Origin of the sequence: Sphingobacterium daejeonense, assembly GCF_901472535.1 — a bacterium.
Lineage (GTDB): Bacteria > Bacteroidota > Bacteroidia > Sphingobacteriales > Sphingobacteriaceae > Sphingobacterium > Sphingobacterium daejeonense.
The window spans coordinates 421,742-444,638 of record NZ_LR590470.1 but is presented as its reverse complement, the minus strand read 5'-3'; the positions used below and the strand labels follow the sequence as shown (position 1 = coordinate 444,638).

Here is a 22,897-nt window from a genome sequence, read left to right as displayed (position 1 = left end):
ATATAAGATTCCGTTATTCTAAATTAATTTATTAATAGTGACACTTACCACACTCTAATCCACCGATCATAGCTGCTGTCATCTTCTCACCTTTTTTCAATTTGTCGTGAGCTTCGATCAATTGATCGTAATAAGCATTATCTGTATTTACAGATGTCTCTTTGTGACAGTCAATACACCATTTCATCGTAAGTGGTGAGTATTGATAAACCTCTTCCATATCTTGGATAGGACCGTGACAAGTTTGACATTCAACTCCTGCAACCACAACGTGTTGTGAGTGGTTGAAGTAAGCGAAGTCAGGCAAGTTGTGAATCCTAACCCACTCGATTGGTCTTGTATTGGTACCGTAAGTTCTAGACTCTGGATCCCAATCTACCGCACGATATAATTTTGCGATTTCTGGTGAGATATTTCCATCGTAGTGATCAGATGCTGTTACTGTGTTGTGACAGTTCATACATACGTTAGCAGATGGAATAGAAGCATTCTTAGATTTGAACGCGCCACCGTGACAATATTGACACTCGATTTGGTTAACACCCGCGTGAATCTGGTGAGAGAATTTAATAGGTTGAACAGGTTTGTAACCTTCATGGACACCAACGTTCCACATGGTTTTCCAACCAGCAACACCTAATAAACCTACAAACATCAATACTACGAAGAAAACCAGTTTTTTGTTCTTCAAGAATGCCTTAGCAAATTTTACGGAACCATTTTCTGTTTCTTCATCATTTCTAGCTTGAGCTTCAGCAATCGCGGCGTGGTTGTTTGCAATTACGCGTTCCAAAGTTTTAGTAACTCTGTTTAGAGCAAAGATAACTGCAACAGCAACTACGAACAATGCAACTAACCCGATAATCATTAGGGTATTTGCATCAGAACTAGCAGCTCCAGCACCTCCGCCAGCAGCACCACCTGCAGCCTTCTTTTCAGCTAATTTAACCTCTTCAGCTTGTAAATAAGCGATGATGTCTTTAATGTCACCTTCTGAAAGGTTTGCATAAGGAGCCATGGTTGTAGCATACTCAGCTTTCAAAGCAACAGCTTGCTCATCTCCTGAATCGATCATCCCTTGCGGGTTGTGGATCCATTTTACAATCCATGCCTCATCACGGCGTTCTGCTAAGCCAGCCAAATCTGGACCGGTTAATTTTTTACCTACAGCGTGACATGAATTACAAGCGTTGGACTTGAATAGCGCTGCACCATTCGCAGCATCCTGCGCCTGCGTGGTAGTAGTAACGGCAAATAACAATACCAAACTGATTGATATTGACTTCGCAAGTCTTCCCAAAACGGATGAGATATTTCTCATATTTAGCACTTTATACTATTTTATGTGTAATAATTAATTGTTGACTCTCCAGTACATGTACACAATACCGTACAAAACAATGCACAAAAGTATAACTTATTAAGCAATCCCTGACAATTTGATGACCTAATTTATCAATTTATAATCATTCTAAATAGCTCCGTTATCGAGCCTCTACCACGTTACAAATTAACATTAGCCTGATTTTTTAACAATCTATTTTTCGTAAATTAGCATCACTATGAAAGCGATCTATTGCATATTATTTTTAATTATTTTATCTGGATGTGCTCATTCACAATCAAACTCAACTGATAATAAGATGGAACAAGACAAAAAATACAACAAATTAACGGCGGAAGAACAATACGTAATCTTACATAAAGGAACAGAAAGGCCATTTACAGGTCAACTCTTGAATAACAAAGAAAAAGGAACTTATGTTTGTAAGCAATGTGATGCACCATTATACAAATCGGAAGATAAATTTGAATCGCATTGTGGATGGCCGAGCTTTGACGATGAGATTCCGGGAGCTGTAAAAAGAGAAACTGATGCAGATGGAAGAAGAACAGAGATTCTATGTGCGGCATGTGGGGCCCACCTTGGGCATGTTTTTGAAGGCGAAGGATTCACCTCCAAAAAACACAAGGCATTGTGTCAATTCAATATCTATGAAGTTTGTTCCAGCGACTCCTCAGAAATAACTGACGAACCGCGAACTAATAACTCACTTGGAATTACAATCTTTTGTAATTCCTTGTTTTTACCCTTTATCTCATTCAGCAAAGTATGAATCAATTCATTTGCGATCGCCGATGTATCTTGCGTAACTACACTGATCCCAGGTTCATAAAGCTTAAACAGGGTATGGTCATCAAAGGCTACCATTTGAGGTAATTTCATTTTAAACTTCTTTACCGCTTTCAGTCCATCAATAGCCAAATAGTTGGTTGCAAATAAAACAGCATCCAGATTATTGGCATTGATAAATTCATGGATTTGATCTATCGAGGAATCCTCATTTTCATCAATTTTCACTTTCTTAATAAAAGCCTGTTGCTGAAAATCATCGATTGCTTTCATATAACCTTCAAGACGGTCGCGCATCTGAGTTTGGTTTGAATACAAGGAAACAAAGCCAACTTTTTTGTTGTTCGGATTTTCAAGCAGATGTTTTGTTGCTTCGAATGCTCCGTTAAAGTTGTCCAACACCACATAATGGGTTTCCAAATTGTGGTATGTATCTGTCAAACAATACCAATGGGACATTATTTTTAATCAGATTGGCCAGCGTGTCATCCAAGCCTTCAGGAGTGTAATGATATAGCCATCCACTTGTCTGTCATAAAATAATTGGATCAATTCACGAGCTTTAGTTTCATCGTTATCCATACTGCAATAAATAATATGGTAACCATTATCATATGCTATACGCTCGATATATTTGGCAACATTTGAAAAGAATGGATTTGAAATATCTTCGACAATAAGTCCTAAGATTTTCGATTGGCCTGTTCTTAAACTCTGTGCTAATTGATTTGGCTTGTAGCCCACTTTTTTTACATAATCTAGCACACGCTTAGTCAACCCCTCACTAATTCTTTTCTCTTTTGCTTTTCCATTTAAAATAAAAGATACTGTAGTTACTGAGACCCCTAGGTTTTTGGCAATATCACTAATTAATATACGTTTTCTCATCTTAGGTTAATAAAACTGCTATTCAAAATCTATCAAATATATAAACTCGGCTAAATTTTAGCAAATCTTTGCTAAATATAATGCTAAAAATTTGGCTAAAAGGGTTTATTAGGTTTAAAAATGTACATTTGTATAAGTACACTATTTATAACGACATTTATGAACTTACATTATAAATCACTTGCAATAATTTTTGCAGCAACAGGATTGATGTTTTGTAACACTTCAGAAGTTGCCGCCCAACAATATACGAAATTTGTTGATCCTTTTATCGGTACCGGTGGTCATGGACACACTTATCCTGGCGCCACAGTTCCATTTTCTCTGGTTCAATTGTCTCCTGACAATGGGAAAAATGGCTGGGATTGGGTCAGTGGATATCATATTTCTGCGGATTCAATCGCAGGATTTAGCCATATGCACCTGAGTGGAACTGGAATCGGTGATTGGCTGGATATTGCCATCATGCCTCTTAATGAACCTATTGCAAAGAAAGACTTTGACACCAAAGTTAAATTTTCGCACAACAATGAAAATGCTAGCCCGGGATATTATGACGTGAGATTAGATAATGGAATATTTGCCCGCTTAACTGCGACCGAAAGAGTCGGTCTCCACCAATATCTATTTTCCAAAAACTCTACGCCTACTATCCGTTTGGACCTCGCACATGCCTATAATTGGGATAGACCAATGGATACAGAAATACAAATTGTAAATGACAGCACCGTCGTGGGGAAAAGGTATTCATATGGTTGGGCAAATAAACAACATATTTATTTTGCCATCCGATTTAAACAATCTTTTAAATCTTATCTATTGAATGGTCAAAAAACCTTTGACAAACAAGTAAATCAGGTCAATCAAGATACTAAAGGGCCGGTTAAAGCAGTCAATGCCCAATTTATATTTCCCCACACTTCTCCCGTAGATTTAAAAGTAGCCTTGTCGACCACCTCTACAGATAAAGCATTAGAAGCTTTAAACGAGATTCCACATTGGAATTTCAACGAGGTAAAGCAGCAAGCTGAAAGCAAATGGGATAAGGAATTAGGAAAGATCAAAGTTGAATCATCAGATGAAAGTCTAAAGAAAATATTCTATTCGGCGCTATATCATACCGCTGTTTCACCCACTCTTTATTCAGATGCAGATGGTGGATATAAAAATTATAAAGGAGAGCTTCATAAAATGCCAAATAATGGCCAACGTTATACCCTTTTCTCACTTTGGGATACATTTAGAGCATTGAAACCATTGTTCACCATTACGCAGCCAGAACGTTATACAGACATGATGAATAGCATGCTGGCTTTTTATGATGAGAACGGCCTTTTGCCAGTTTGGGATTTAAGTACTTTTGAAACCAATACGATGACTGGCTATCATGCTATCGCGGTATTGGCTGATGCAGTATTAAAAGATGATCCAGGAATTGATCAAGAAAAAGCTTTCAAAGCGATGTTGGCCAGTGCAAATCAACAGATCAGGCAAGTTCCGGATTATATCGAGTATGGATATGTCCCTCAAGATGTCTATGGAGGATCAGTAACCTCAACACTTGAATATGCATTTGATGATTACTGCATTTCTTTAGTAGCCAAGAAATTAGGCAAGAAAAAGGAATATGATGAATTTACAAAAAGAGCTAAAAATTACATCCATTTATTCGATCCTAATTCAGGTTTTATGCGTGCAAAGTTAAAGAACGGAAATTTTGTAGAACCTTTTGATCCTTTCTATTCTGAGCATGATTTTGCAAAAAGTCAATACATAGAAGGTAATGCTTGGCAACATTCATTCTTCGTCCCTCACGATGTTAGGGGACTTGCGAAGCAATTCCCTAAAAAAGATGGCTTGGAAAAAATGTTGGACACTTTATTTACAGCTCCATCGTATATGACTGGCGAGAACAAATCACCGGATGCTAGTGGATTTATTGGTCAATATGCGCATGGAAATGAACCTAGCCACCATATAGCTTATATGTATTCATATTTAGGCAAACCATGGAAAACTCAAGAAAAAGTGAGAGCAATTATTGACTCCATGTATCATGAAAGACCAGATGGTTATGCGGGTAATGAAGATGCTGGCCAAATGAGTGCCTGGGCAGTATGGTCAATGATGGGACTTTACCCGGCTTCTCCAGTTAATGGAGAGTATGTTTTTGGTAGCCCTGTACTCGATAAAGCGGAAATTACCATGCCAAACGGGAAATCATTTACCATTGTAGCCAAAAACAATTCTAAGACAAATAAATATATTAATTCCATAACCCTAAATGGGGAAAAATACAATAAGTCTTTTATCACGCACGCGGATATGTTGAAGGGTGGAACCCTGGAATTTCAAATGAGCGATAAGCCTAACATGAAATTGGGAACTCAGAAAAAATCTTTGCCAACTTCCATGGAAAACTAAACAAATCTGAAAATATAGCGTTTTGTCATATATTGGCCTTGGGTACACTTATTGATATCTAAGGGAAAGGAGAGAAATAAAAATGAGTGAATTAAACAATAACATCAATATTAAAGACATACAAGACGACAGCAACAATCAAGATTTCTACAAAAACTTTAAAGAGAAATTGATTGAAGTAGAACAGTTTCCAACAATCTACACGTTCAAGTTTATTGTAAAAACTGATTCTGACCAAGCTGAGCAAGTAAAAGCTTTATTTACACATGCTTCTGCTAAGTTTTCTGAGAAAAAATCTTCAGGTGGCAAGTATACATCTATCTCCATCGAGAACTATGTAAACAGTGCAGATGAGGTAGTAGACTACTACAAAAAAGTAGGTGAAATACCAGGTGTAATGATGCTTTAAAAAAATAAGAGGGATGCCAAATTGACATCCCTCTTATTTTATTCATTCATTTCCTTAAGTGCTTTTTCCACGGCTACTGGATCTCTTAAATCGACATTCCGATCTTTCATTCCCATATAAAGATTCCCTGGAATGATAACATACCTATATTTTATGAAAGATCCTAAATTCAATAAAGCTCCTCCGTCATAAACCATTCTGTAAACAACAAGTTCGCTCTTCTTAAGCTTAAATGTTATGGTACTCATTCTACCTCCTGCTCTACTTGTATATGGCAATGGGAATAATCCACCACCATAATCTAGATACATCATAACAACTGAATTAGCAATAACAGCATCAGTGATTTGAGGAGCATAGATATGTGCGATACGAACGACTGTTCCATCCATGATGGAATCCTTTGTACGAACGGCAGTTTTCCATCCCGAATACATAACCCGAGCCTCAGCTTTGAGATTTGTCCCCACTCCCCAACCGGTTGCTGATTTTGGTCCATAAAGAACCATCTGAGCAGTATTGAAATAGAAATCCCCAACCTTACCTAACGTAGCTGCAGGAATAGAAGTACCAGATAAAAATTGTGATCCATCTTTACCATTGGTGCCATTTGTTCCGTTTGTTCCGTTTCTGCCATCTTTCCCGTCTTCACCTTTGATATTTGTTGCTTTTCCCCATCCTGCTACTGATTTGGGACCGTATAAATCATAAGTATTGGTTCTGAAGTAGAAATCCCCGACTTTTCCTAATGTTGCTGCCGGAACAACTGTACCGCTGTAAAACATCGAACCATCAGCACCTTTTTGACCCGTATCACCAACATCCCCTTTATCTCCTTTATCTCCTTTTTCCCCTTCGGGACCTATCGGGCCAGTGTCACCCTTTTTACAAGAACCCGCTCCAAAAATAATTAAAGCCAACAAAATCATTAAAATCTTCGTTTTCATAATCTTTAGTTTTATTTCATAAAATCATTTAATGAAACTAAGCTAATTGATTATGAAAGACTTGTTCAAGCAAAACGAGTGAAAACCTATGAAAATTGAGTGAACCTATAAATACAATGAGTAAATATTTTTGACCTTACACCTACTTAGTCACCTAAATAATTAATCAAAACTTAACCTATTTTCACCCTTCTTAAGCTCAAACCGCTTACTATTGCCTTTGAATTTAATAGAAATATTAGCTGTTTGATCTGAATTCACTACTAAATCTCGAATCTTGCCTTCAGACCAATTAAAGTTAAATTTATAATTACCACGAGCTTTTAAACCATGTACTGAACCGCTTTTCCAGCTTGATGGAATAGCAGGCAATAATACAATATCTTCATTTTGAGATTGGATCAACATTTCAGCAAATCCCGCAGCACCTCCAAAATTACCATCAATTTGAAATGGGGGATGCGTGCTGAACAGATTCGGCAAACAGGTCTTGCCAATCAATTCCTTTAAATGCGCATTAGCTTTCTCTCCATCTAACAACCGAGCATAAAAAATTAACGATCCATGCCTTACTCCAGCCTGTGTGTCCACCACCTGCAGACAAACGGTTTTCTATCGTTTTTTTAGCTGCTGAAAATAATTCTACTGTATTTGGATTGATAGAATTACCCGGATACAGGCCCAAAAGGTGCGACATATGCCGATGTCCCGGTTCTACTTCTTTATAATCATGAATCCATTCTTGAATAGCACCAGATTTGCCTACTCGAATTGGAGGCATTTGCAATCTAACGGCAACAATTTTTTCAACTAAATCCTGATCTACTTTAAGTTTTTTCGCCGCCTGCTCAAAATTATCAAACAATTCATGGATAATCTGAATATCGATAGTACTTGCATAAGAGAGTTGAGATTTAACTGTTTTCCCATTTACATCGGTCTCAAACTCATTTTCTGGAGAATGTGAAGGATTAGTTACCAAATATCCTTCCGGTGATTTAACCAAGAAATCCAAAACCCATAGCAAAGAACCTTTTAATATAGGATAGGCTATTTCTCGAAGGTATTTCTCATCTTTTGAAAAGGCATAGTGTCTATAAATTGGAAATGTCATCCAAGGTCCCGCCATTGGCGATACTCCCCATACTCCGTCAGCTACCCCGGTTCGGCCGAAAGGATCGGTGAGATGATGGATCGTCCAACCATTAGCATCATACATTTCCTTAGCAGTTTCTGAACCTGGTTTAACGATTTCCTTCATAAAATTTGCCAATATCAGACTTGTCTCACCCAAATCACCTGATTCCGCAGGCCAATAGTTCATCTGCAAGTTAATGTTGGTATGAAAGTCTGAATTCCAAGGAGCTTCATACTCTTGGTTCCAAATACCCTGTAAATTTGCAGGAAGTCGACCCGGAGATCTGCTGGATGACATTAATAAATATCGGCCATACTGATAAAATAGAACAGGTAGACCAAAATCCTCTGTCCCTTCGGAGAACGCCTTTAAACGCTGATCTGTTGGGAGTTCAGATTCTCCAACAGCATTTAAGGAAATAGAAACTCGGTCAAACATTGATCTGTGTTCATTTACATGCAAAGCATAGAAATCTCTATTTGAATTGCTTTTCAATCCGCTTAGCTGTCTTTCGATATTCTTTAAAGGATCAATTGAAGGATCAAAATCAAGTTTATCTAGATTATAGTCCGTTGCACCTGTGAAAGCTAACTTCAAATTCTTAATATTTTTAACCTTAATTCCAGATTTACCCTCATCCTTGAATACCTCAAATTCTCCATCAATTGATATTACTTTAAATCCCGCACTGAATCTCATATGATTTCCAGCAGGACCACTGTCTTTTTTGACCGAATCCTGTATCTGCCCTACATAATAAGCACCGTCTTGCCAAGCTCCATATTCCTTTACATCCCTCGCTCTATCTAATTCTATACTAAATGAAATAGGCTCATCAGATTTCCAATCTAAAAAAAGGGCATCATCAACAGCCGAGATAAAAGAAGTTTGATCTATTTTATTGCCATTGATGTTAAAAGAAGTTGTATGCAAACCTTCATTCAAAAGCAACGTACGTGAATAATCCTTTGAATCTGATTTACTCCAAGGATATATCACTCTAAGGTTTCCCATTGGTTGGTAAGATCGAATCCTTGCTGGAGTTCCTACCATATATTTTGTTGCCAATTCCTTGGCATCATCGAATCTGCTTTCAAAAATGGCATCTTGGATTTCCTTGAGATGAGCAGCTGATTGTTTATTGTTATTGTTGATTTTGCTGCCCGCCCATACACTCTCCTCGTTTAATTGAAATAATTCTTGATCAACTCGCCCATGAACCATTGCTCCAAGTCGCCCATTTCCAAGCGGCAGTGCTTCTGTCCATTTTGCTGCAGGCTGTTGATACCAAAGTTTTATATCCTCCTTTTGACCATATACAAATACAGGAAATATAATTAGGAATAGGTTTATTAGGTTTTTCATCTAATCAAGTTACAAAATATAAACACGCTATACTCGTAACATTTAAAAAACAAAAAAGTCAGAGCAAATGCCCTGACTTTTTTGTTTTTATATCTAGTACCTATTGTCTAGTGTCTAAATAATTATCCTTCCTTAGGTTTGTCTTCTTTTGGAGGGCGTGGCAATAAAGCTTTACGAGAAAGTTTCATTTTACCTTGCTTATCGATGTCAAGAAGTTTAACAGTAACCATATCACCTTCTTTGAATACACCGTCCATAGTTTCTAGACGTTTCCAATCAATTTCTGAGATATGTAGTAAACCATCTTTTCCGGCATAATTTCTACGAAAGCACCAAACGGCATGATAGATTTAACTTTACCTTCGTAAGTCTCACCGATTTCTGGTTTAGCAACGATTGCTTTGATTCTTGCCAATGCAGCATCGATTGACTCTTTATTATCAGCGAAGATTTGAACGACACCTTTGTTATCAACTTCTTCGATAGAAATTGTAGCTCCAGTTTCACGTTGCATTTCTTGGATGATTTTACCACCTGGTCCAATCACAGCACCGATAAATTCTTTATCGATCAAGATTTGGATGATACGTGGAGCGTGAGGTTTGTAATCTTCACGAGGAGCAGAAATAGTCTTAGCCATTTCTCCCAAAATATGTAAACGAGCTTCTTTAGCTTGATCTAAAGCTTGAGTCAATACTTCCCATTTAAGACCATTGATCTTAAGGTCCATCTGACATCCTACGATACCTTTTTCAGTACCGGTAACTTTAAAGTCCATATCACCCAAGTGATCTTCATCACCTAAGATATCTGAAAGGATAGCATATTTTCCGGTTTTCTCATCAGTGATCAATCCCATTGCGATACCAGAAACTGGAGCTGAGATTTTAACACCTGCATCCATCAATGCTAAAGTACCCGCACATACGGTTGCCATAGATGAAGAACCATTTGATTCTAAGATATCAGATACAACACGGATAGTATAGGGATTGTCTTCTGTAGGAAGAACTTGTTTCAATGAACGCATTGCTAAGTTACCATGACCAACCTCACGACGGCCTGGACCTCTGTTTGGTCTTACTTCACCTGTTGAGAAACCTGGGAAGTTATAGTGCAAGATAAACTTGTTGTAACCATGGAAGAATGCTCCATCGATCATTTGTTCATCATCCTTAGCACCTAATGTAACTGAAGTCAATGACTGTGTTTCCCCACGTGTAAACACGGCTGAACCGTGAGCAGCAGGTAAGTAATCTACCTCTGTCCAAATAGGACGTACTGTGCGAACATCACGACCATCCAAACGGATTCCTTCATCTAATACCAAGTTACGAACAGCATCATACTGAACATCATGGTAATATTTCTTCATTAAGAATTCAGTTTCTTCATCGATCTCTTCACCTAAAGTCTCAAAGAATGCTTTTCCGATTTCAGCGAATTTATCAGTACGTTCATGTTTTGCAGATCTTGATTTTGCAATAGCATAAACCTGATCATAGGTTGCTGCGTAAATTGCATCTTTCAATTCTGGGTTTGAAGGCTCGTGGTTGAAATCACGTTTTGCTTGAGAACCTACCAAGTTTGCCAATTCAATCTGACCAGCTACTTGTTTTTTGATCGCCTCGTGTGCAAATGCAATTGCTTCTACCATTTCAGCCTCAGAAATTTCTTTAGCTTCACCTTCTACCATGACGATATCTTGTGCAGAGCCGGCAACGATAAATTCTAATGATGCTTTTTCTAATGCAGAAACAGTTGGGTTAATGACTAATTCACCATCAATTTTTGCAACACGTACTTCTGAGATAGGCCCGTTGAAAGGGATATCAGAAACAGCAATTGCTGCAGACGCTGCTAATCCTGCCAATGCATCTGGCATAATTTCTTTGTCTGCTGAAATTAAACTTACCATTACTTGCGTATCAGCGTGGTAAGTTTCTGGGAACAATGGACGTAAAGCCCTATCAATTAAACGTGAAATCAAGACTTCATAATCTGACAATCTTGCTTCACGGCGTAAAAATCCTCCTGGGATACGGCCTGTAGCCGCGTATTTCTCTTGGTAATCTACAGATAATGGTAAAAAATCCACTCCTGCTTTTGGTTCTTTTGAAGATACTACCGTAGCTAGCAACATCGTATCTCCTTGCTTTAATACAACTGATCCATCAGCTTGTTTTGCTAATTTACCAGTAGACAATTCAATAGGTGCCAGTCCGCCACCCATTTCAATTGTAACTTTCTTTTCGTTATAACTCATTGTGTTTTCTTTGTGATGCATTTGCCTCTAATATAACATGCACCAATTTAATTTTGACATTTTTAATCGCACAAAGGTAATTAAAAATTTATTGCGTAACCGCATGACAGCAAAATTTTACTGCATGTAAAACCTCTTTTGGACCCAAAAAAATGAGGTAAAAAATAAAAAAGGGCTTTGACCATGTCAAAACCCTTTTGATAAAGCTCTTTACAGATGCTTATTTGATGATATCACGTAAGCCTAAGCCTTTGATGATAGCACGATATCTGTTGATATCTTTTTTGTACAAATAAGCTAATAATGAACGACGTTTACCTACTAATTTTTGTAGTGAACGTTGTGTGTTAAAATCTTTTCTGTTTGATTTCAAGTGCCCAGTTAAGTGAGCAATTCTTTTTGTAAATAAAGCTACTTGTCCTTCTGCAGAACCTGTGTTTTCTGCTGATCCCGCAAATTCTTGGAAGATTTCAGCTTTGTACTCTTTACTTAAATACATTTCGTGAATAATATTAAAGCGTTAAAAATTTTATTAATTGCGTGCAAAGTTAACATTCTATATTCAAAACAAGAAATATATTCTGCAAATATTAAACAATCTATATTTCAGCACCTTAAATTACACCTTGATATAGATTTTTCTTTGATCCAACCAGTAACAGATGGCCCACATAAATGCCAAGAAACACAATGAATATGCAAATGATCCCAACTCCGGAGGTCCAGGAAGCTTAGCACAAACATTTTGGTAAAACCAAGACAAAGGTGTGGTGAACTTTTCCTCACCCAATTCATTGACACCATTTGGAATCCGGATCAATCCTAATGTTTTCGGCAACAAACCACTCAACACAAAAATAAACAAGGGATTTTTTCCAAAAACATCAAAGAATTTAGTCAACCAATTCTTCACTCCCTGCACTTCAATATACCATATCATGGTACCGATTGTCAAAATACCCAATCCCGTGGTGTAAAGAACATATGAACTGGTCCATATTTTTTTGTTGATCGGGAAGCCCAAAGACCATGTCCAGGCTAATACCAATAAAATAAATCCTGTAACAAACATGCCAGACAACAACTTGAAATGTGGCTCATGACTTGCCGGGACTCTTGTCCATAACCATTCAACAGAGCCTTGCTTCTTAATAAAGACACCTGCCAGATATCCAAAAACTACTTGTATTACTGCTGGCATTGCACTCATTAAACCTTCCGGATCAAATGGAACACCCTCACCTTTATACATATGTGCTACTCCCAATATCTGTTTGTCGATCGCAGTACCAAACCAACCTTCTAAAGAATATGGATCTCCGGTACCCAACCAGGCACACAATCCCCAATAACCAGTTAAAATGGCTGCTGAGATATAAATCAGGGTCCGTGGTTTGAAATAATAAGCAAGTATTGACGCAAAGAAATATGCAATTGCTATCCGTTGTAAAACCCCCAATATTCGAACTCCTTTGTCAGGATCTGTGCTGCTCACCCATTCCCTGAATTGCAATGCTCCATCTGACCACTGGACAAATGGAAACCAATTCAAACCTAGTCCTATTAAGAATATCAAAATCGTTCTTTTGATTACCTTACGCCAAAAAACCTGATCTCCAGCCTCCTGCAATCGCGGAATTACAAAAAGACATGGCATTACCTACCGCAAACAAAAAGAAAGGAAATACCAAATCTGTCGGTGTACATCCATGCCATGGCGCATGTTTCAATGGTGAAAACATATGCGACCATGTACCAGGATTATTAACCATGATCATTAAGGCAACTGTCGCTCCCCTAAAGACATCTAAAGAATAATATCGCTGTTTCATAATTTATATTCAATCGAAGTTACAATTAAACAGTCAGAAAAATGCAAATAAGAATATTGATAATGGTTAAAATGGCATAAAACCGCACCAAAACGTCTAACATATATGCGTTTTTAAATATGATTTGCATGACTTATTAATTTTTTTAAAAAGTATTTGGATGTTACTTTATTTTTAACATAACTTTACCTCATTATTAACAACTCTTATTGCCTTGGATAGCCTTAAATTATCGATACTTAAGCGATTATATTTTACAAATCCGCAATCGATTGCCGAACTCAGTTCTTCAATCGGAAAAAGTGTGCCCAATATTACGAACGCAGTAAATAAATTGGTACAGCTAAACCTTGTGGAACAAGATGGTCTTGCTCCCTCAACTGGAGGAAGGCGTGCGGCTCAATTCGTGCCAAACCCAAACCAACTACCATTCATCCTATCTGTGGCTATCGATCAATTTTATACCTCTGTCGCTGTAATTGATTTTAAAAATCAATTTAAATCTCCTATTAATACAGAAAGTATAGACATAAAACAGGATGGCTCATTTCAAATGGTGATTGAATTGATTAAAAGAACCATTAAGGAAATTGATGTGAACCAAATATATGGCATAGGCGTTACCATTCCAGGTTTTTGTGGACAGCAAAACTGGCCGCAATAATTCTTACAATCAATCTTCTCATTTTTACGATTTAAAAACCAACCTTCAAAATGAGTTTCACATTCCAACTTTTGTAGAGAACGACTCATCAGCAATTGCTATTGCTGAACATAAATTCGGAAAAGCGAAAGCGACTTCCGATGTCATGGTGGTAAACTTAAATTGGGGTGTAGGCCTTGGAATGATATTAGACAAAGAATTATACCGTGGACATTCAGGATATGCTGGGGAATTCAGTCATATACCTCTTTCTGACTCAAACAAATTATGCTCTTGTGGAAAGAAAGGTTGTCTAGAAGTAGAAGCATCCATTTTAGCAGCGGTTGGCTCAGCAACCTCAGCATTAAAATCTGGTGAAGTATCCTCTCTACAAAGAGAATATCAAAAATTTGGCTTCATTACAGGTGACCAACTTTTAGAAGCATCAACAGAGGGAGATCAACTAGCTATGGAGGCAATAAATCGAATCGGTTATATGCTCGGAAAAGGAATCTCAACACTCATACATATTATCAACCCTGAGATGGTTGTCATTAGTGGTCGAGGTTCGAAAGCTAAGGAAGTTTTACTTCCAAAAATTCAAAGTGCAATTTTAGAGTTCAGTATTCAAAGATTATCAAAAAACACACTAATCGAGTTTTCAGACTCGGCAAATATCCAATTATTAGGTTCAGCTTGTATCTGCATTTTAAATGCGGATAAGAATATTTACAAACAACTAGTATCAGAATAATAACAAACTACTTAATTTAATTTATCAACAAATGAGCAATTTTTACTCTAAATGTTGCAGTATAACCTTAGTTATGCTTCTATGCATAACCACGTTATTTGCACAACAATCTGTTACGGGGAGAGTAACAGGCGCCAATGGAGCAGGTATTCCAGGGGTTAGCGTGACAGTTGTAGGTACCAACAAAGCAGCTCAAACAGATGCTGCTGGTAACTATACAATTGAAGCATCGAATGGTCAGACAATTCGCTTTACAAGTGTTGGACTTCAGCCTCTTGAGATTACAGTTAGCTCAAATACTCATAATGTAAATCTACAAGAAGATGAAAGTAACATCGACGAAGTAGTAGTAACAGCAATGGGTATAAAAAGAGAAAAGAGATCTCTAGGATACTCATTCCAAGAGGTACAAGGAACAACATTAACCGATGCAAGGGAAAACAATATTGCCAATGCTCTTGCAGGTAAAGTTTCAAATTTACAGGTGGTAAAAGGATCGGGAGGTCCAGCTTCCTCTTCAAAAATTATCCTTAGAGGTTTTAATTCATTAACTGGAGACAACCAACCGTTAATCGTAGTGGATGGTGTTCCAATGGATAACTTTGTAGGTGCATCAAATAATGATTTTTGGAACCCAACTGCGGATATGGGGAGTGGTTTAGGAGATTTAAACCCTGAAGACATAGAAAGTATGTCGGTTTTAAAGGGTGGTGCTGCATCTGCACTTTATGGCTCTAGAGCATCTAACGGTGTAATTTTAATTACTACTAAATCAGGAAAAGCGAAAAGAAGGTGTTGGTATATCTTATTCAACAATTACTGGTTTTGAGAACATTTTTATGATCCCTGAATTGCAAAGACCAATTTTCACAAGGTGCAGGCGGAATTTACGGAAGGTTAGCAACTACTTCTTGGGGTGAAAAAATCTCTGGTCAATCAGTTGATATGTGGGATGGTTCAAAAACTAATCTGTCTGTTCACGACAATATGGCGAACTTCTTTCAAACTGGATTTAACACAACTCAAAACATCAATTTCCAGCAAGCGATTTCTGACAAGGTTAATTTGTACTCATCTGCCACTTATTTGCATGACAACAGTAAAACTCCTGGAATGAAGTTAAATAGGTTAAACTTGATTAATAGAGTGAATGCGAAATTCGGCGAAAGAAACCAATGGAGTACGGACATCAAAGTTCAATACATGAAAAATATGGCTTATAATAGAGCCGTAGGTGGACAAAATGATGGCAACTATTATGCTCAAGTTTTATTGTTTCCAAGATCATTGGATATCACTCAATTTGAAAATGGAATGAACGTTTTAGGTGCTGACCAAACTTGGTATTTAGAAGACACTGGAATAAATCCATACTGGGCAGTAAATAATAAATTGAGCACTGACACTCGTGACAGATACCTCATGAATGCAACAGTAAAATATGATTTCAACAGCTGGTTGAGCGCCGATGTTAGATTTTGGAACAGATATGTACAATACTAAATATGAATCAAAAACATATACAGGTAGTCATATTAATAATTCTTACTCTACTGGTGTAGACAAATTCTACGAAAACAATTATATCGCAAGTCTACATGCAAGAAAAGACAATTTATTCGGTAAATGGGGTGGTGCTATCTCATTGTTTGGCCAAATAATGGAAACAAACAGAAATGCCTTGAACTCTTCTGCGGGAAATTTAAGAGTGCCTAATTTATTTACCTTAGGAAACAGTATTGGAAATCCTGGAATATCTGAAAGTATTTCTGAAAAACAAATAAATTCAATCTATTCAAGTTTAGATATCAATTACGATAATTTTTGGTACATCACATTGACAGGAAGAAATGACTGGACATCAACTTTACATCCAGACAATAATTCCTATTTCTACCCTTCAGTTAGTACATCTTTGATTGTCTCAGATTTGATTCGACGCACTGGTGAATTACCAACTTGGTTTAGTTTCGCAAAAATTAGGGCATCTTATGCTGAAACTGGTAGAGATATGGGACCTTATCAATTATACAACACATATAATATTGGTGTAGATCCTAACAACAACACGACAGCATCTAAACAAAATGTTAAATATGATGCTGGAGTAGTAAATGAATTACAAAAAAGTTTTGAGGTAGGTTTCGAAACAAGATTTTTTAATGATAGAATTGGATTAGACTTTGCTTATTACAAAAATAATTCAACAAATCAGTTGATTGACATTCCAATGAATAATCTTTCTGGTTACACTGCTTTTAAAGCAAATGCTGGAAACATTGAAAATAAAGGTTTTGAAGTAGTATTAAATGCGGATATCTTGAGAAACACTGAATTTAAATGGAATATGAAAGCTAATGTTTCAAAAAATGAAAACAAAATCATTGAGTTGCACTCAGAAGTGGATCGCCTTACCCTTGGTGGATATGATGATGTAAGAATTTTTGCTGAAGCTGGTAAAAGATACGGTGCAATATACGGAACTAAATTTTTTAAGAGTTGAGGATGAAAATTCTGAAACATTTCGGGAAATTAATCCTTGCATCTCAAACAGGACTTCCTCAAAAAGCGGACGGAGGCCCTTATTTTTTGGGGGACCAAACTGCTAGGGCCTTAGTAGGATTAAACGAATTCATTTTCTTACAAAAAACATCGGATTGAGCTTTCAAATTGATGGACGTTTTGGAGGTAAATTTTTCGCGGGAACACATCGTGCTATTCAATTAAATGGTAATTCTGCTGAAACTGTCGTAAATGGCGAAAGAAATAACTTTGTTGTAGATGGTGTGATTCAAGAAAATAATGGTTATTCAAATATAATTCCAAAGAAGTTTCACCAGAAGACTATTGGTCTGCAGTAGCAGGAAACGGGAATCTTGGTATTACTGAACAAAATTTATTAAGCGCTACAAATATTCGTATCAGGAATCTAATGGTTAATTATAGTTTGCCATCTCATATTTTAAAATCTTCTGTTGTGAAGAGTGCTAAAATTGGTTTCTCAGTTAAACAATCTTGCAATGTTGAAAAGCTATGGGAAAAGGTGTAGACCCAGAGTCGACATTTGCTCTGAGCACCAATGCAGTTGGTTTTGAATATCTTTCTTTCCCTACCTCCAGATCTTATTTCTTTAATATAGCTGTTGGCTTTTAATCCTGAAAATCATGAAAAATATATTATCTAAAATAACAGTAGGATTATTAATTGGTACACTTTCAGTATCATGCAGTAAATTCGAAGAAATTAATACTAGCCCTACTGGCAGCGACTGAAAAATCAGGTAAAACCTGAATATTTCCTAAATAATTCTATTATTGGTTCCCAACAAGACCCTCATGTAGCAGAACGCGTATTTGTAATCTATTGGAAAACGGCTGCTAGACAACACTACTTGAATTCCCTTAATATGGGAATTGACGATGATTCCTATACAGGCGATTACTGGAGATACCTTTCAGAATGGCTTAATAATGCTAATGCTGCAATTGAAATTGCAGATAAACAAACAGCAAACGGAACTGCTCAGCCTTATAATGAAAACATAAAACAAGTAGCAAGAATTTGGCGAGTTTATTTAATGAGTGAATTAACAGACAATTTTGGACCAGCTCCAGTTGCTGCATTTCAGGGAAAAAATCCTGAGTTTAATTCAGTTAAAGATGTGTATTTACTTTATGCTTGATGAACTTAAAGATGCAACTTCTAAATTGATGAAAAAAATCTCATCAACAGATATTGTAGCTTATGACGCAGCGTATAAATTTAATTGGGAAAACTGGATAAGATATGCCAATTCTATGAGAATGAGATTATCTATGAGAATGTCAAGAAGTAGATGCCGCAAAAGCAAAATCTGAATTTGAAGCTGCCGTAGCAACTAATAAGTTCATTGAAAATAAAGATCATAATTTTGGTGTTCAAGAAAAAGGATGGTTGGGATCCTTTAACTGGAGTAATGTCAAGAGGATGGAATACTCAACTTCTATCTGCAACACTAAATAATATTTTTATAGGATTAGGTGGTGTAAAAACTGAAAATCAATTTGATAACCCTGATTTAATTGCTAAAATTAAAGATGAAAATGATTTAGGAATTCGCTATTTAAATAATTTCTCTACAATGTCTAACGATCCTTCTCAAGGATATTATTTAGACGGTCTTCCTAACAAAATGGATCCAAGAGCATATAAAGCTTTCTTTGTACCAGGAAACACATCAGATCCACAGTATTGGGCAGCAGCAAGCAATCAAGCTGCAAGCATTAAAGTTTCTGATACTAGAACTGATGAAATCGATGCTAAATACACTTGGAATGCATTTTCAACTGGAACATGGGGCGGAAAAGCTTCAACAATTGTATTTAGAGGACAAAACGGTAGAATACCAGGGATGATTAACAAATTTAGAACTAGCACTCAAAAAAGATTGTTTTTTTGCTTCTTGGGAAAGCTATTTCTTGATTGCTGAAGCTGGTTTGAAAGGTTGGGCAACTCCAATGTCTGACAAACAAGCTTATGAAAAAGGAATAGAACAGAATTTTGAATATTGGGGAGCTGAGGCTCATTTGGCAGAATATTTATCCTCTTCTAATTACAATAGAGTAGGAACATCTGTAAAATACGATCATACGACTGAACCTTCAGCAACTTTTTCAGTAAAATACAAAGATGCATATACTGGAGCTAATGGTACCGCTCAAATTGCTTATCCATCAAATACAATTTACAAAAACGGTACAGTTAAAAATGACAAATTAACAAAGATCATTACCCAGAAATACATTGCATCTTTTCCTTATTTACCTTTAGAGGCTTGGAGCGATCATAGAAGATTAGGATTACCTTTCTTTGAAAATCCAGCGGTTGAACAGCCTATTGCAACAATGCCGCAAATTACATCAGGAAATTATTCCAAAAATCAATTGAATTTCTTCCCACAAAGATTAAGATATCCATCTTCATTTAAAAATGCTGATCAAGCAAACTATGATAAGGCAGTGACTTTCTTAGGAGGTGAAGATCAAATATTTACTCCATTATGGTGGGCTAAAAAACAATAATCACTAACAAATAAAAAAAACGGCCGAAGTAATTTCGGTCGTTTTTTTTATAATGTTATTAACCAAAGAATCATTTTTTCTTATCTTAAAGTCTCAATAGTTTCCTAACCCTAAGTCATTAAAAATGAAAACCGTCACTTGCCTCCTCTTCCTTCTCACTGTCACGGCAAATTCGTTTGCTCAATCTGTTATTCCAAAAATTCTGAGATCAGAATTTATCTTCGAGACAGGTAAACATTTCGCTCAATGCCATGCATCCAGTATTGAAGAAACGAAGGATGGAAAGCTTTTGGCTACATGGTTTGCTGGTTCTCGTGAAGGGAATCCAGATGTTAAGATTTGGGGATCCGTATATGATGGCGATTCATGGTCCGAACCAAAGATCTGGGCGGATGGAATTTCAGATAAAACCTATCCGTGTTGGAACCCGGTCTTATTCAGAAAAAATGGAGATTCCAAAGTCTATCTTTTCTATAAAGTTGGGCCTAATCCTAGGGAATGGTGGGGAATGGTCAAGGAATCGGACGATAATGGTAAAACCTGGTCTGAGGCGAAGAAACTTCCTGAAGGAATCTTAGGACCAATCAAAAACAAACCTAAACAATTGGCAAATGGAACCATTATAGCTCCTTCGAGTGAGGAAATATCTGAAACCCGTTGGATTGCTCACGTTGAAATCGCTGATCTGGACATGAATAATTGGAAAAAATACCCAATCAACCATGAATCTTCATTCAATGTAATTCAGCCAAGTGTGTTGATTCACCCAGATAATAGTCTGCAAGTATTATGCCGCAGCAGAGAGGGTTCGGTGATTTCATCTTGGTCAAAGGATAACGGAGAAACATGGTCTAATCTCGAGAAAACGAATCTTGTCAATCCAAATTCAGGTACAGATGCTATTGCCGTTGGCAAAGATTATTGGATTGTTTATAACCCTGACATTCCGGGTAAGGAATGGTGGGAAGGAAGAGCAAAACTCAATATTGCAGCTTCAACAGACGGAATGGATTGGGGAGAAAATTTATGGAACTTGAAAATGAAGATAAAGGGGAATACAGCTATCCTACCATCTTTCAGGATTCTAAAGGAAAAGTACACATTACTTATACTTTCGACCGAAAGAATATAAAGCATGTAATCCTTGAGCCTTAAACTAAAATCTTATCTTTGGGTGAACCCAATTTAATTGTTAAAAATCAGATAAAATTATCATGAAGCACCTTCTCATAGCTATACTTATGTTCTTTAGCTGCGTATTTTCTTTTGCCCAAACAAACAGAGCCCAATGGCTTGAAGACGATCGTTTCGGCATGTTTATTCACTGGGGCTTGTACAGTGCCACAGAAGGAATATGGAAAGGCGAGCGTTTAAGACATCCCAACAATTATGCAGAATGGATCCGCTATAGAAACCGCATCGGAGAAGCAGAATATGGCGAATTGGCAAAAAGATTTGACTGGGACAAAAATAAACCCTGAAGAGTGGGTATTACTAGCCAAAAAAGCTGGCATGAAATACATTATCATCACCTCCAAGCATCATGACGGTGTTGCTCTTTGGGACACTAAGGTTGGAGATTATTCATTGCCAAAACTGAGTGGTTCTAATCGTGATGTTATTAAAGAAATTGCCGATGCTTGTAAAAAACATCAAATAAAACTGTGTTTCTATTATTCACATTGGATTGATTGGCAACATCCATACGGTTGGAGCCATAATCAAGAAGTGACCGGTCGTGTCACTGACCAACAATACAACCAATATTGGCAAGAAAAAGTGATACCACAGGTTCGTGAACTCTTAACCAACTATGGTGATATCGCTATGATGTGGTTTGATATGTGGATTCCTTACCAACAAAGCATTATCAAAAAAGAACAATTGGATCAGTTGGCAACGATGATTCACCAATTACAATCCAATTGTTTAATAAACTCCAGACTCGGGTTTCCTATTGAAAATGAACATGTGGATTTCGAAACTTTGGGCGACAATCAATTCGGGTCAGCATATACAGACCATATTTGGGAAACTCCAGGTACCATCGCGCATTCTTGGGGATTCAATGCATTGGAAAATGAATGGAAATCCACCAATCAACTCTTTCAATCATTAATCAATAATGTCAGCTTAAATGGGTCTTATACCTTGAATATCGGTCCAAGGGCGGATGGATCTGTCCCCTATGAAGGAGTTCAAAGATTGGAAGACATGGGCGAGTGGTTGCAGAAATATGGAAAGTCAGTGTATAAAAATAAAGGGTTGCCAATACGTTTCTCACAACATGATTGGGGGAAAATGACGATCAATGATGACACAAAGGAACTCTTTCTCCATGTTTACAACTGGCCATTGGATAAAATCCTTCGCGTTACGGGTATTAGCAGTAAGCCCAAAAAGATCGAAGTCTTGAACGGAGATAATGCCCAAGAGGTAAAGTTTGAACAATTCAGACCAATCCTTCATATCAAAGTTCCAGAAAAACAGCCAGATCCCTATGTTTCAGTGCTAAAAGTAACCTTAAACGATCTGCAATTAGATAAAGAAGTCGTTGCGGAATCTACTTTTGGTGGTTTTTCATTAAACGCCAAAAATACAACCACAAAAAATCTCGAGTTCAAAGCATTCGACGGAACAAACCTGACCACCTTGTCCTTAAACCAAATGAAAAGTACAATGGAAAGTCTACCTCCCAGAAGCTGGAAAATACACAGTAGAATCTTCCATCCATAATGGGGACAGGAAAGGACGTTAAACTGACCATAAAAGAAGGGGACAATTCTCTGTCCAGCATGGCAAAACCAAATGGAAAAGTCACTGTTGAGCCAAACGAAACTGGTATGTAGAAGAGTTTCTGGATGTGACCAACGGAAAGATAACAATTTCAAATCCAAAGGAAATAGTAATTGAGTTTTCAGCAGATCAGGCGATATTGTTTAATAGAATTTTGGTTGGAAAGGAAGTAAGGTGGCTAAGGTAGGAAACTAGGTAGAATTAAGCATTGGTTAACAAGCAATAGCTAAGGAATGTCGAT

The 22,897-nt window shown here is 37.1% G+C and carries 24 protein-coding genes and 3 pseudogenes; 17 read left to right on the top strand and 10 right to left on the bottom strand.

The annotated features are described in order from the left end of the window. Nucleotides 1-31: 31 nt before the first annotated feature. The gene (locus FGL31_RS02150; RefSeq protein WP_099372736.1) at nucleotides 32-1,321 is read right to left on the bottom strand and encodes a cytochrome c3 family protein; all 1,290 of its coding nucleotides are present in this window, start codon (nucleotides 1,319-1,321) and stop codon (nucleotides 32-34) included. 241 nt (nucleotides 1,322-1,562) lie between these two features. Between FGL31_RS02150 and FGL31_RS02145 the strand changes: the two are divergent. Continuing rightward, nucleotides 1,563-2,028 (top strand): annotated as a pseudogene (locus FGL31_RS02145) (methionine-R-sulfoxide reductase). Here FGL31_RS02145 and FGL31_RS24290 read toward each other — a convergent pair. After that, nucleotides 1,994-2,575 (bottom strand): substrate-binding domain-containing protein, encoded by a 582-nt coding sequence (locus tag FGL31_RS24290; RefSeq protein WP_232046193.1) that lies wholly within the window; start codon nucleotides 2,573-2,575, stop codon nucleotides 1,994-1,996. The pseudogene FGL31_RS02145 and the gene FGL31_RS24290 sit on opposite strands and share 35 nt — an antisense overlap. Before the next feature lie 27 nt (nucleotides 2,576-2,602). After that, nucleotides 2,603-3,022: a LacI family DNA-binding transcriptional regulator gene (locus FGL31_RS24285; RefSeq protein WP_232046192.1), complete on the bottom strand. Its 420-nt coding sequence runs from the start codon at nucleotides 3,020-3,022 to the stop codon at nucleotides 2,603-2,605. A 159-nt stretch (nucleotides 3,023-3,181) separates the two neighbouring features. Between FGL31_RS24285 and FGL31_RS02135 the strand changes: the two genes are divergently transcribed. After that, nucleotides 3,182-5,446, top strand: a complete 2,265-nt coding sequence (locus FGL31_RS02135; protein ID WP_138089564.1) for a GH92 family glycosyl hydrolase — start codon at nucleotides 3,182-3,184, stop codon at nucleotides 5,444-5,446. Nucleotides 5,447-5,528: 82 nt separating this feature from the next. Beyond that, entirely contained in the window at nucleotides 5,529-5,855 is a 327-nt protein-coding gene (locus FGL31_RS02130; protein WP_099372732.1) for a DUF493 domain-containing protein, read from the top strand. A gap of 38 nt (nucleotides 5,856-5,893) precedes the next feature. Here FGL31_RS02130 and FGL31_RS02125 read toward each other — a convergent pair whose 3' ends face one another. The 7 genes and pseudogenes from FGL31_RS02125 to FGL31_RS24280 form a co-directional block, all read right to left on the bottom strand. Continuing rightward, nucleotides 5,894-6,802, bottom strand: coding sequence for a collagen-like domain-containing protein (locus tag FGL31_RS02125; RefSeq protein ID WP_138089563.1), 909 nt, complete (start codon nucleotides 6,800-6,802; stop codon nucleotides 5,894-5,896). Between the two features lie 162 nt (nucleotides 6,803-6,964). Then, a complete protein-coding gene (locus tag FGL31_RS02120) occupies nucleotides 6,965-7,342 on the bottom strand; it encodes a glycoside hydrolase family 95-like protein (protein WP_138089562.1) in 378 nt (125 codons plus the stop codon). Then, the gene (locus tag FGL31_RS02115) at nucleotides 7,320-9,305 is read right to left on the bottom strand and encodes a glycoside hydrolase family 95 protein (RefSeq protein WP_138089561.1); all 1,986 of its coding nucleotides are present in this window, start codon (nucleotides 9,303-9,305) and stop codon (nucleotides 7,320-7,322) included. The genes FGL31_RS02120 and FGL31_RS02115 overlap by 23 nt, the downstream gene beginning before the upstream one ends. A 122-nt stretch (nucleotides 9,306-9,427) precedes the next feature. Further along, a pseudogene (gene pnp / locus FGL31_RS02110) lies at nucleotides 9,428-11,571 on the bottom strand (polyribonucleotide nucleotidyltransferase). 220 nt (nucleotides 11,572-11,791) lie between these two features. Then, nucleotides 11,792-12,070, bottom strand: coding sequence for a 30S ribosomal protein S15 (gene rpsO / locus FGL31_RS02105; protein ID WP_099372729.1), 279 nt, complete (start codon nucleotides 12,068-12,070; stop codon nucleotides 11,792-11,794). A 120-nt stretch (nucleotides 12,071-12,190) separates the two neighbouring features. Beyond that, nucleotides 12,191-13,147 carry an acyltransferase family protein gene (locus FGL31_RS02100; RefSeq protein WP_232046191.1) on the bottom strand — a complete coding sequence of 319 codons (957 nt, stop codon included), beginning with the start codon at nucleotides 13,145-13,147 and terminating at the stop codon, nucleotides 12,191-12,193. Nucleotides 13,148-13,166: 19 nt separating this feature from the next. Next, nucleotides 13,167-13,403 carry a hypothetical protein gene (locus tag FGL31_RS24280; RefSeq protein WP_232046190.1) on the bottom strand — a complete coding sequence of 79 codons (237 nt, stop codon included), beginning with the start codon at nucleotides 13,401-13,403 and terminating at the stop codon, nucleotides 13,167-13,169. A 214-nt stretch (nucleotides 13,404-13,617) separates the two neighbouring features. Here FGL31_RS24280 and FGL31_RS30460 point away from each other — a divergent pair. The 14 genes and pseudogenes from FGL31_RS30460 to FGL31_RS02055 all read left to right on the top strand — a co-directional run. Continuing rightward, nucleotides 13,618-13,710 (top strand): annotated as a pseudogene (locus FGL31_RS30460) (hypothetical protein); the annotation flags it as partial. A 45-nt stretch (nucleotides 13,711-13,755) separates the two neighbouring features. After that, nucleotides 13,756-14,067 carry a hypothetical protein gene (locus FGL31_RS02095; RefSeq protein WP_138089560.1) on the top strand — a complete coding sequence of 104 codons (312 nt, stop codon included), beginning with the start codon at nucleotides 13,756-13,758 and terminating at the stop codon, nucleotides 14,065-14,067. Then, nucleotides 14,042-14,800 (top strand): ROK family protein, encoded by a 759-nt coding sequence (locus FGL31_RS02090; RefSeq protein ID WP_138089559.1) that lies wholly within the window; start codon nucleotides 14,042-14,044, stop codon nucleotides 14,798-14,800. Before FGL31_RS02095 ends, FGL31_RS02090 begins: the two co-directional genes overlap by 26 nt. A 73-nt stretch (nucleotides 14,801-14,873) precedes the next feature. Then, on the top strand, nucleotides 14,874-15,629 hold the full coding sequence (locus tag FGL31_RS02085; RefSeq protein WP_171017520.1) for a TonB-dependent receptor plug domain-containing protein: 756 nt from the start codon (nucleotides 14,874-14,876) through the stop codon (nucleotides 15,627-15,629). Nucleotides 15,630-15,745: 116 nt separating this feature from the next. Then, nucleotides 15,746-16,303, top strand: coding sequence for a hypothetical protein (locus tag FGL31_RS02080; protein WP_138089557.1), 558 nt, complete (start codon nucleotides 15,746-15,748; stop codon nucleotides 16,301-16,303). Next, nucleotides 16,269-17,303 carry a SusC/RagA family TonB-linked outer membrane protein gene (locus FGL31_RS02075; RefSeq protein ID WP_171017519.1) on the top strand — a complete coding sequence of 345 codons (1,035 nt, stop codon included), beginning with the start codon at nucleotides 16,269-16,271 and terminating at the stop codon, nucleotides 17,301-17,303. The genes FGL31_RS02080 and FGL31_RS02075 overlap by 35 nt, the downstream gene beginning before the upstream one ends. A 154-nt stretch (nucleotides 17,304-17,457) precedes the next feature. Further along, complete coding sequence (locus tag FGL31_RS02070; protein ID WP_138089555.1) at nucleotides 17,458-17,661, top strand: hypothetical protein; 204 nt, start codon at nucleotides 17,458-17,460, stop codon at nucleotides 17,659-17,661. Nucleotides 17,662-18,191: 530 nt separating this feature from the next. Next, complete coding sequence (locus tag FGL31_RS24275) at nucleotides 18,192-18,482, top strand: SusD/RagB family nutrient-binding outer membrane lipoprotein (protein ID WP_512745605.1); 291 nt, start codon at nucleotides 18,192-18,194, stop codon at nucleotides 18,480-18,482. After that, a complete protein-coding gene (locus FGL31_RS27370) occupies nucleotides 18,460-18,657 on the top strand; it encodes a SusD/RagB family nutrient-binding outer membrane lipoprotein (protein WP_317130944.1) in 198 nt (65 codons plus the stop codon). Before FGL31_RS24275 ends, FGL31_RS27370 begins: the two co-directional genes overlap by 23 nt. 32 nt (nucleotides 18,658-18,689) lie before the next feature. Beyond that, complete coding sequence (locus tag FGL31_RS24270; protein WP_232046189.1) at nucleotides 18,690-19,268, top strand: hypothetical protein; 579 nt, start codon at nucleotides 18,690-18,692, stop codon at nucleotides 19,266-19,268. Next, nucleotides 19,258-19,860: a SusD/RagB family nutrient-binding outer membrane lipoprotein gene (locus FGL31_RS24265; RefSeq protein WP_232046188.1), complete on the top strand. Its 603-nt coding sequence runs from the start codon at nucleotides 19,258-19,260 to the stop codon at nucleotides 19,858-19,860. The genes FGL31_RS24270 and FGL31_RS24265 overlap by 11 nt, the downstream gene beginning before the upstream one ends. Nucleotides 19,861-19,984: 124 nt before the next feature. Further along, on the top strand, nucleotides 19,985-20,992 hold the full coding sequence (locus FGL31_RS02060) for a sialidase family protein (RefSeq protein ID WP_232046187.1): 1,008 nt from the start codon (nucleotides 19,985-19,987) through the stop codon (nucleotides 20,990-20,992). Between the two features lie 82 nt (nucleotides 20,993-21,074). Beyond that, nucleotides 21,075-21,341: an alpha-L-fucosidase gene (locus FGL31_RS24260; protein ID WP_232046186.1), complete on the top strand. Its 267-nt coding sequence runs from the start codon at nucleotides 21,075-21,077 to the stop codon at nucleotides 21,339-21,341. Then, nucleotides 21,295-22,596 carry an alpha-L-fucosidase gene (locus FGL31_RS02055; protein ID WP_232046185.1) on the top strand — a complete coding sequence of 434 codons (1,302 nt, stop codon included), beginning with the start codon at nucleotides 21,295-21,297 and terminating at the stop codon, nucleotides 22,594-22,596. The genes FGL31_RS24260 and FGL31_RS02055 overlap by 47 nt, the downstream gene beginning before the upstream one ends. The last annotated feature ends 301 nt before the right edge of the window (nucleotides 22,597-22,897 follow it).